The following is a 9405-nucleotide window of genomic DNA, read 5'->3' on the forward strand; positions in this document are numbered from 1 at the left end:
CGCCGGTCGCTAGTGTTCGCGGCGTGCCCACACAATCGTCACCCGGTTCCGAAGACCCACGGCAGCGGTTGGCGGCCGCCCGGCTGTATCTGTGTACCGACGCCAGGCGCGACCGCGGCGATCTGGCCGATTTCGCCGATGCCGCGCTGACGGGCGGGGTCGACGTCATCCAGCTGCGCGACAAGGGCTCGGCCGGAGAAGCGCGTTTCGGTGCCCTGGAGGCCCGCCAGGAGCTCGCCGCACTCGAGGTGCTCGCCGATGCGGCACGCAGACACGGCGCTCTGTTCGCCGTCAACGATCGGGCCGACATCGCCCGCGCCGCCGGTGCAAACGTGTTGCACCTCGGCCAGGATGATCTACCACTGCCGACGGCCCGCGAGATCATCGGGCGCGGCTCACTCATCGGGCGGTCCACGCACGACGCCGCCCAGGTATCCGCCGCCGTGTCCGAAACGGGGCAAGGGGGGATCGACTACTTCTGCGTCGGCCCCTGCTGGCCCACCCCGACGAAGCCGGGCAGAACGGCGCCGGGACTCGACCTGGTCCGCACGGCGGCGGCGTCGGGCACCGAGATTCCGTGGTTCGCCATCGGCGGCATCGACGTCGACCGGCTTGCCGAGGTCCTGGACGCCGGCGCCCGTCGCGTCGTGGTGGTGCGGGCCATTACCGCTGCCGAGGACCCTGCCGCCGCAGCGCGGGAGCTGAGGTCGGCGCTCACCTCTCGCGATTGACCTGAAACGGATACGACGCCGACTCCGTGCGAAGCCGGTCCCAGCTGGCCGCGAAGCCGGGGTGCAGCGGCAGGTCGGCGACCTCGTCCTCGGCGACCCAGCGCAGCTCGGAGCTCTCGCGGTTGGGCACCGTCGCCAGCGGTTCCGGCGCGTCGGCGATGACGGTCGTATAGGTCCACTGGCCACCGCCTGCGGTGGCCGTCACCACCGTGCCCCGCACCACCAGCTGGTCGGCGGTCAGTCCGGCTTCCTCTCGTGCTTCGCGGACGGCCGCCTCCTCGACGGTCTCGTGACTGTCACGTGCGCCGCCGGGAAGGCTCCACGTCCCGCCCTGATGACTCCACGGCGCACGATGCTGGAGCAGCACCGAGGCACTCCCGTCGGGGCGCGGAGCGCGCAACAGCAACCCGGCGGCGCCGTGCCTGCCCCAGAAGTGCGCGCCGTCGTCGGATAACACCCAACCGTCGCCGTCGCCTCGCACGCGTTCAGGATAGGGCTCCGCCGCGATCTTGGGCCCGCCCCCGGCTCGGCCGATCCACGTGGGTGTCGATGAATGTCCCGCGCGTCCCGCCCCCTGCTCTTAGAATTCCTTTACAGTTGAGGAGTCGAAAGAGAAGCCGGAAAGCAGAGGTCCGCGCACAGGTGACTGTGGAGTTGGCGCACCCTTCTACCGAGCCCCTTGCGTCCCGCTCACAGACCAGACCAACGCACCCGCGGTGGTGGTTCCTCTGGACCACCCCTGGCCGTATTCTGACCATCGGGTTCGTCCTGTCCGCCTTGGTCATCGCGTGCGCGTTCGCGACGTCGACGACGATCAACGGCCGTCAGCAGGCACTGTCCAACGTCCTGGGCCACACCGAGCCGCTGGCGTTCGCGGCCGGACAGCTCTACACGACGCTGTCGGTCGCCGACGCCGCCGCCGCGACGGCCTTCATCTCCGGCACGGAACCCCGCGCCGTGCGGCAGCGCTACGAGCAGGCCATCACCGACGCCGCCGTCGCCGTGACGCGCGCGTCGAGCGGGCTCACCGACGGCGAGATGGTGCGACTGCTGGGCCGCGTCAATGCTCAGCTCGCCGTCTACACCGGTCTGGTCGAGACGGCGCGCACCAACAATCGCGCGGGCAATCCCGTCGGATCGTCGTATCTGGCGGAAGCGTCCTCGCTGATGCAGACGCAGATCCTGCCCAACGCCCAGCGCCTGTACGAGGAGACCTCCAAGCAGGTCGACGTGGAAACGACCGCGTCGACCAGGATCCCGGCTCCGGTCATCCTCGTGGTGCTGGCCACCGTCATGTTCGGCACGTTCGCCAACCGGTGGCTGGCGCGGCGCACCCGCCGACGGGTGAACATCGGCTTCGTCGCAGGCGGCCTGGCAGTGCTCATCATGGTCGTATGGGTCGGCACCGCGCTGACGATCTCCACCGCCGACAGCCGCAGCGCCAAGAGCACGGCCGCAGAATCGCTCAAGACCGTCACCACCATGGCGATCACCGCTCAGCAGGCGCGCGCCGACGAGACGCTGTCACTGATCCGCCGTGGTGACGAAGGCGTCCGCAAACAGTCCTACTACCAGCGCATCGACACGATGCAGCAGCAGTTGGCCGGCTACCTCGGCCGCAATGATGCCATCGACAAGGCCGATCTGGCCGACGCCGAACAACTGCTGCGGCGGTGGCGGGCCGCCGACGACCGGATCAACGCCTACATCGCGGTGGGCAACTATCAGGCGGCCACCCAGGTGGCGCTCGGCACCGGCGAGGACGACTCCACCCCAGCCTTCGACAAGCTCGATGCAGCGTTGACGAAGGGCATCGGGGAGAGCAGGCAGCAATTGCGCAACGACATCGTCAACGCCCGTCGGGTGCTGTCCGGCGCGACCGTCGGCGCGGCCGTTCTCAGCATCACCGCAGCGATCGCGGTGGCGCTCGGGCTGTGGCCGAGGTTAAGTGAGTACCGGTGAGCGCTCGCGCGAAGAACAGACGACAGATGAGTACCAAACAATTGGCCGCCCTACTTGCAGCGGTGACGATGGTGGCCGGCTGCAGCCAAGCCGCGCCCGTCCTCAACGTGCCGAGCGTGACACTGGCGCCGCCCACACCCGCAGGCATGGAAGAGGCGTCGCCGCAGCCCGCCCAACCGCTCGAGGCCGGCAACGAGGACGACTGCACGGCCAGTCTGCGGCCGTTCGCCACGAAGGCCGAAGCCCAGGACGCCGTCACCAACATCCGCAACCGGGGCAGGCTCATCGTCGGTCTCGACATCGGCAGCAACCTGTTCAGCTTCCGCGACCCGATCACCGGCGAGATCACCGGCTTCGACGTCGACATCGCGGGCGAGGTGGCTCGCGACATCTTCGGCACGCCGTCACAGGTCGAGTACCGAATCCTGTCCTCGGCCGACCGGATCACCGCGCTGCAGAACGATCAGGTCGACATCGTGGTCAAGACCATGAGCATCTCGTGCGACCGCGAGAAGTTGGTGAACTTCTCGACCGAGTATCTCGCGGCCAACCAGCGGATCCTTGCGCCGCGTGACTCGGCGATCACCCAGGCGTCCGATCTGGCGGGCAAGCGGGTGTGCGCGGTCACGGGCACGACGTCGTTGCAGCGCATCCAGCAGATCGACCCGCCGCCCGTCATCGTCGAGGTCGTGACGTGGGCCGACTGCCTCGTCGCACTGCAGCAGCGCCAGGTCGACGCCGTCAGCACCGACGACTCGATTCTGGCCGGCCTGGTGTCCCAGGACCCGTACCTGCACATCGTCGGGCCCTCCATGGCCAAGGAGCCGTACGGTATCGGGATCAACAAGGAGAACACCGGCCTGGTGCGGTTCGTCAACGGCACACTCGACCGTGTGCGCCGTGACGGCACGTGGAACACGTTGTACCGCAAGTGGTTGACGGTGCTCGGGCCCACGCCGGCACCGCCCGTGCCGAGGTATTCGGACTGATGGCCACCCCTGACCGGCACGACGACATCCCTGAAGAGAAGCCCGACGAGGCCCAAGGGACGACTTCCAGCGACTCCTCCGACGAGGATGCCTATCCGGGCACCCAGCCCGCCGAGGCCATGAGCTACGACTCGCTGGCGACCATGCGGCCGATGGCGACCCAGGCGGTGTTCCGGCCGAACTTCGACGATTCGGACGGCGTCTCGGTCGGCACCGCCGAGACCGAACCCCACGATCAGACGACGATGCTGACACGGCGGTGGTCGCCGATCCGACGCCTCGGCGGCGGGCTCGTCGAGGTCCCGCGGGTGCCGGAGCGGGACCCGCTGGAAGCGCTGATGACCGACCCGGTGGTGGCCGAGGCGAAGCGGTTCTGCTGGAACTGCGGCAAACCGGTCGGTCGCTCCACCTCCGACGGCGAAGCGCTGTCCGAGGGCTGGTGCCCGCACTGCGGGAGCCCGTATTCCTTTCTCCCACAGCTGAGTCCTGGCGACATGGTGATCGACCAGTACGAGATCAAGGGTTGCATTGCGCACGGCGGCCTTGGCTGGATCTACCTGGCGTTCGACAAGAACGTCAACGACCGCCCCGTGGTGCTCAAGGGGTTGGTGCACTCGGGCGACGCCGAGGCACAGTCGATCGCGATGGCCGAACGCCAGTTCCTGGCCGAGGTCACCCACCCCGGGATCGTGAAGATCTTCAACTTCGTCGAGCACGACGACAAGAACGGCGACCCCGTCGGCTACATCGTGATGGAGTACGTCGGCGGTACGTCACTCAAGCAGGCCAAGGGACACCGGCTACCGGTTGCGCAGGCGATCGCGTACATGCTCGAAATCCTGCCCGCGCTGGGCTATCTGCACTCGGTCGGACTGGTGTACAACGACCTCAAACCCGAGAACATCATGGTCACCGAAGAGCAGCTCAAGCTGATCGACCTCGGCGCCGTATCACGGCTGAACTCCTACGGATTCCTCTACGGCACACCGGGATACCAAGCGCCGGAGATCGTGAGGACGGGGCCGACGATGGCCACCGACATCTACACCGTCGGACGTACCCTCGCTGCGTTGACGCTGGATCTGCGCACCCGCAACGGCCGCTATGACGATGGCCTGCCCGAAGACGATCCCGTTCTGGCCCAATATGATTCGTTCGGCCGACTGTTGCGCCGCACTATCGACGCCGACCCGCGCAGGCGCTTCGCCAGCGCCGAGGAGATGTCCGGCCAGCTAATCGGGGTGCTGAGGGAGGTCGTCGCACAGGACTCCGGCATGCCGCGGCCCGGGTTGTCGACCGTGTTCAGCCCGTCCCGGTCGACGTTCGGCATCGACCTGCTCGTCGCACATACCGACGTCTACCTCGACGGTCAGGTGCACTCCGAGAAGCTCACCGCCCAGGAGATAGTCAAGGCACTGCAGGTGCCGCTCGTCGACCCCGCCGACGTCGGCGCGGCGGTGCTGTCGGCGACGGTGCTCAGCCAGCCCGTCCAGACGCTCGACTCCCTACGGGCGGCGCGGTACGGCTCGCTGGACTCCGAGGGCCTCGACCTCTCCGAGTCCGTCGAGCTGCCGTTGATGGAGGTGCGGGCCCTGCTGGACCTAGGCGACGTGGCCAAGGCCACCCGCAAGCTCGACGACCTCTACGAACGGGTCGGCTGGCGGTGGCGTCTGGTCTGGTTCCGCGCGGTGGCCGAATTGCTCTCGGCCGACTACGAATCCGCGACCAAACACTTCACCGAGGTGCTGGACACGCTGCCCGGCGAGCTGGCGCCCAAGCTGGCGTTGGCCGCGACGGCGGAGCTCTGCGGATCCGCCGACGAGCGGTCGTTCTACAAGACGGTGTGGAACACGGACAACGGCGTGATCTCCGCCGGATTCGGGCTGGCCCGCGCTCAGTCCGCGGATGCCCAACGCGATGAGGCGGTCACCACGCTCGACCAGGTTCCGCCCACCTCGAGACACTTCACGACCGCGCGGCTCACCAGTGCGGTGACCCTGCTGTCGGGCCGCTCCGGCAGCGAGATCACCGAACAACAGATCCGCGATGCCGCGCGCCGGGTCGAGGTGCTTCCCGACACCGAACCCAGGGTTCTTCAGATCCGCGCCCTGGTGCTCGGGACCGCGATGGACTGGCTGGCCGACAACACCGCGAGCACCAACCACATCCTGGGGTTCCCGTTCACCGAACACGGTCTACGGCTGGGCGTCGAGGCATCACTTCGCGGGCTGTCTCGCGTCGCGCCGACGCAGGAGCACCGCTATGCGCTGGTCGATCTAGCCAACAGCGTCCGGCCGATGAGCACCTTCTGAGAGTTGACCCGCGAACTAACCCCGCCCCCGCGAACAGACGCAAAGGTGTCCAAGGTTGCGGCGTGTCGGGCACATTTGCGTCTGCTCGCGGAAGGACTCTAGATCGTTCCCACGCACGCCCTCGCGATCGCCAGTTCCTCGTCGGTGGGGATGACGAGCACCGTGGTCGGCGACTTGGCGACCGAGATGCGGCGCGGACTCCTGGCCGGGGAGTCGTTGAGGTGTTCGTCGAGTTCGATGCCAAGCGGGGCGAGTCCGCTCAGCGCATCCCGGCGCACCGCGGCGTCGTTCTCGCCGACTCCTGCGGTGAACGTGATGACGTCAGTGGTGCCGAGCAGCGCCATGTACGACCCGATGTACTTGCGGAGCCGGTGGATGTAGACGTCGTATGCCAATTGCGCGTCGGCGTCCCCGGATTCGATGAGCCGGTGCAGCTGCCGGAAGTCAATCTCGCCGCCAAGTCCCAGCACTCCGGAGCGGCGGTTGAGCATCGACTCGATGTCCTCCATGCTCATCCCTGCCGTGCGCGCGAGGTACATGATGACGCCGGGGTCGACGTCCCCGGACCGGGTGCCCATCACCAGACCCTCCATCGGCGTCAGGCCCATCGAGGTGTCGATCGGCCGGCCCCCCACGATCACCGAGGCCGACGCGCCGTTGCCCAGGTGGAGCACGATCTGACTCAGCGACTCCAGCGGCACCCCGAGGAACTCGGCTACCTGCTCGCTCACGTATCGGTGCGACGTGCCGTGGAAGCCGTAGCGGCGAATGTCCCACCTGGCGGCCACGTCCCGGTCGATCGCGTAGGTCGCCGCAGCGGCGGGCAGGTCGTGGAAGTAGGCCGTGTCGAAGACCGCGACGTGCGGAAGATCCCGCAGCACCCTGCGCGCGACCTCGATGCCGAGAATCGCGGGCGGGTTGTGCAGCGGCGCCAGTGGCGCGAGCCTCTCGAGCGTGGTGATCAAGGCGTCGTCGACGAGCGTCGGCCGGTAGAGGTCGCGCCCGCCGTGCACGACCCGGTGCCCGACCGCGACCAAACCGAGCGAGTCGAGGTGCATGCCGGACTCGGACAACTCGTCGAACGCCGCCCGCAAGGCCGCCTCGTGGTCGGCCGGCGCCGAAGGACCTTCACCGATGCGCTCGATGATCCCGTCCGCGATCTGGCGTCCCGAATCCGGTTCGACGACGGCGTATTTGAGTGACGACGAACCGCAGTTCAGCACCAGTACGGTGCGAGGCGCGCTCACTTGTCCTGCGCCTGGATGGCGGTGATCGCAACGGTGTTGACGATGTCCTCGACGAGGGCTCCCCGTGACAGGTCGTTGACCGGTTTGTTCAGACCCTGCAGCACCGGCCCGATCGCGATCGCGCCCGCGCTGCGCTGCACGGCCTTGTAGGTGTTGTTGCCGGTATTGAGGTCGGGGAAGATCAGCACCGTCGCACGGCCCGCGACCTTCGAATCGGGCATCTTGGTCACCGCCACGGAGGGCGCCACCGCCGCGTCGTACTGGATGGGTCCTTCGACCAGCAGATCGGGCTCCCGTGCGCGCACCAATTCCGTTGCCGTCCTTACCTTGTCGACGTCAGCACCCGTCCCCGAGGTGCCAGTCGAGTAGGACAGCATCGCCACCCTCGGGTCGATGCCGAACTGCGCGGCCGTGCGGGCCGACGAGATCGCGATGTCGGCGAGCTGCTCGGCCGTCGGGTCGGGCACGATCGCGCAGTCGCCGTACGCGAGCACCTCGTCGGCGAGGCACATCAGGAAGATGCTCGACACCGTGGAAACCCCGGACGTCGTCCTTATGATCTCGAACGCGGGCTTCACCGTGTGCGCCGTGGTGTGCTTCGCCCCGGACACCATGCCGTCGACCATGTCGTTGTGCACCAACATGGTTCCGAAATAGGAGACGTCGTGCATGATTTCGCGGGCCTGCTCGACGCTGACGCCCTTGTGTCTGCGCAGCTCCGCATACTGTTCGGCGAACCGATCGCACAGCTCGCTGGTGCGCGGATCGATGACGTCGGCGGCCGAGAGGTCGACACCGAGTTCCGCGGCGCGCGCCCGGACTACCGGTTCGTCGCCGAGAATGGTGAGATCGGCCACCGAGCGCTGGAGCAGGCGGCCGGCCGCTCTGAGGATGCGATCGTCGTCGCCTTCTGGCAGGACGACCCTCCTGCGATCTGACCTCGCCCGATCCTGCAGCTGGTAGGTGAACATCTGTGGCGTCACCACCGAAGGAACCGAAATCGATAGTTGTGCAATCAGATCCGCCGTATCGACGTAGGTGTCCATCAAGGTCAGCGCGGTGTCGACCTTGCGCTCCGACGTCGCGGTCACCCGTCCCCTCGCCTGCGCCACCGCTCGCGCCGTGTCATAGGTCCCGAGTTCGGTGGTGAGGATCGGCATCCGCAGGCCGAGGCCGGCCACCAGCGCAGCGATCGACGGATGCAGCGGCAGCCCTCCGTTGAGAATGATGCACGACAGTGACGGAAAGCCCTCTGCGGCATGGGCGCTCGCCACGGCGAGGACCACGTCGGAGCGGTCGCCAGGCGTGATCACGGCCATCCCCTCACGAAGCCGCTCGAGGACGTGCTCGGCCGTCATCCCCGCCACCAGCACCCCGAGGGCCTCACGGCGCAGCAGGTCCTCGTCGCCGCTCGTCAACGTCCCGTCGACCGCGTCGCGCAGCTCACCCACCGAAGGTGCGACGAGCAGCGGTTCCTCGGGCAGCACGTAACTCTTCGGGACCACCCGCTCGAGCGCTTTCGCGACGGCGGTCAGCTCGTCGGGGTCGCAGCGGTTGGCGACGACCGCGGCGGTGTGAGCGTGCTGGCCGGACAGCTCGGCGAGACACAGCTCGACGACGTGGACGACCTCCTCGGGTGTGCGGTCCTTGGCCCGCACCGCCAGGACGACGGGGGCGCCGAGGTTTACGGCGATGCGCGCGTTGACCGACAGCTCGCTTGGTGAGGTCACGTCGGTGTAGTCGCTGCCGACGATCACCACTGCGTCGCACCTCTCGGCGACGCGGTGGTAGCGGTCGACGATGTCCGACAGGGCGGAGTCCGGATCCTCGTGCAGCTGTTGGTATCCGACGCCGACGCACTCGTCGTAGGTCAGGCCGGCGGTGGTGTGGGCCAGCAGGAGTTCCAGGATATAGTCCCGGTCCTCGTACCGCTTCCCCGGGTCGCTTCGCTCCTGCCCTCCGGAAATCCTGGTGATCGGCCGGAAGACGCCCACCCTCGCGACGGTCGCCGCGAGCCGGTGAAGGATGCCCAGCGCGATGGTCGACTTGCCGGTGTCACCTTCAGGCGACGCCACGTAGATGGCCGAGATGCTGGAGTCAGGCACGGGTGTCAGCCTGCCAAACCACCCAGGGCGATGCAGCCCCGGTTGTCAGATCCGGACCA

Annotated in this window: 7 protein-coding genes; 4 read left to right on the plus strand and 3 right to left on the minus strand. The window is 67.8% G+C overall.

All coding sequences use genetic code 11. From position 1 onward, the window contains the following. Positions 1-23 precede the first annotated feature (23 nt). Entirely contained in the window at positions 24-731 is a 708-nt protein-coding gene (thiE, locus tag QOI01_RS29255) for a thiamine phosphate synthase (protein ID WP_526386641.1), read from the plus strand. On the opposite strand, the gene QOI01_RS29260 is transcribed toward thiE, so the two are convergent. Beyond that, complete coding sequence (locus QOI01_RS29260; protein WP_526386642.1) at positions 715-1212, minus strand: NUDIX hydrolase; 498 nt, start codon at positions 1210-1212, stop codon at positions 715-717. The genes thiE and QOI01_RS29260 overlap by 17 nt on opposite strands. Positions 1213-1373: 161 nt before the next feature. Between QOI01_RS29260 and glnX the strand changes: the two genes are divergently transcribed. The 3 genes from glnX to QOI01_RS29275 all read left to right on the plus strand — a co-directional run bounded on the left by glnX (position 1374) and on the right by QOI01_RS29275 (position 5994). Beyond that, complete coding sequence (gene glnX / locus QOI01_RS29265; RefSeq protein ID WP_526386643.1) at positions 1374-2693, plus strand: protein kinase G-activating protein GlnX; 1320 nt, start codon at positions 1374-1376, stop codon at positions 2691-2693. Between the two features lie 68 nt (positions 2694-2761). Continuing rightward, the gene (locus QOI01_RS29270; RefSeq protein ID WP_526386648.1) at positions 2762-3682 is read left to right on the plus strand and encodes a glutamate ABC transporter substrate-binding protein; all 921 of its coding nucleotides are present in this window, start codon (positions 2762-2764) and stop codon (positions 3680-3682) included. A 119-nt stretch (positions 3683-3801) separates the two neighbouring features. Continuing rightward, a complete protein-coding gene (locus QOI01_RS29275; RefSeq protein WP_526386649.1) occupies positions 3802-5994 on the plus strand; it encodes a tetratricopeptide repeat protein in 2193 nt (730 codons plus the stop codon). A 98-nt stretch (positions 5995-6092) separates the two neighbouring features. Here the strand turns inward: QOI01_RS29275 and QOI01_RS29280 are convergent, their stop codons facing one another. Both QOI01_RS29280 and pta read right to left on the minus strand, forming a co-directional pair. After that, positions 6093-7241, minus strand: coding sequence for an acetate/propionate family kinase (locus QOI01_RS29280; RefSeq protein WP_526386644.1), 1149 nt, complete (start codon positions 7239-7241; stop codon positions 6093-6095). After that, entirely contained in the window at positions 7238-9331 is a 2094-nt protein-coding gene (gene pta / locus QOI01_RS29285; protein WP_526386650.1) for a phosphate acetyltransferase, read from the minus strand. Before pta ends, QOI01_RS29280 begins: the two co-directional genes overlap by 4 nt. Between the last annotated feature and the right edge of the window lie 74 nt (positions 9332-9405).

This window comes from Mycobacterium sp. (assembly GCF_032162605.1).
In the GTDB taxonomy this organism is placed as follows: domain Bacteria; phylum Actinomycetota; class Actinomycetes; order Mycobacteriales; family Mycobacteriaceae; genus Mycobacterium.

What these genes read in the sequence shown, in the direction of transcription:
- QOI01_RS29270 (WP_526386648.1), top strand. Translation starts at nt 2,762, where the DNA reads ATGGTGGCCGGCTGCAGCCAAGCCGCGCCCGTCCTCAACGTGCCGAGC.
- QOI01_RS29275 (WP_526386649.1), top strand. Translation starts at nt 3,802, where the DNA reads ATGAGCTACGACTCGCTGGCGACCATGCGGCCGATGGCGACCCAGGCG.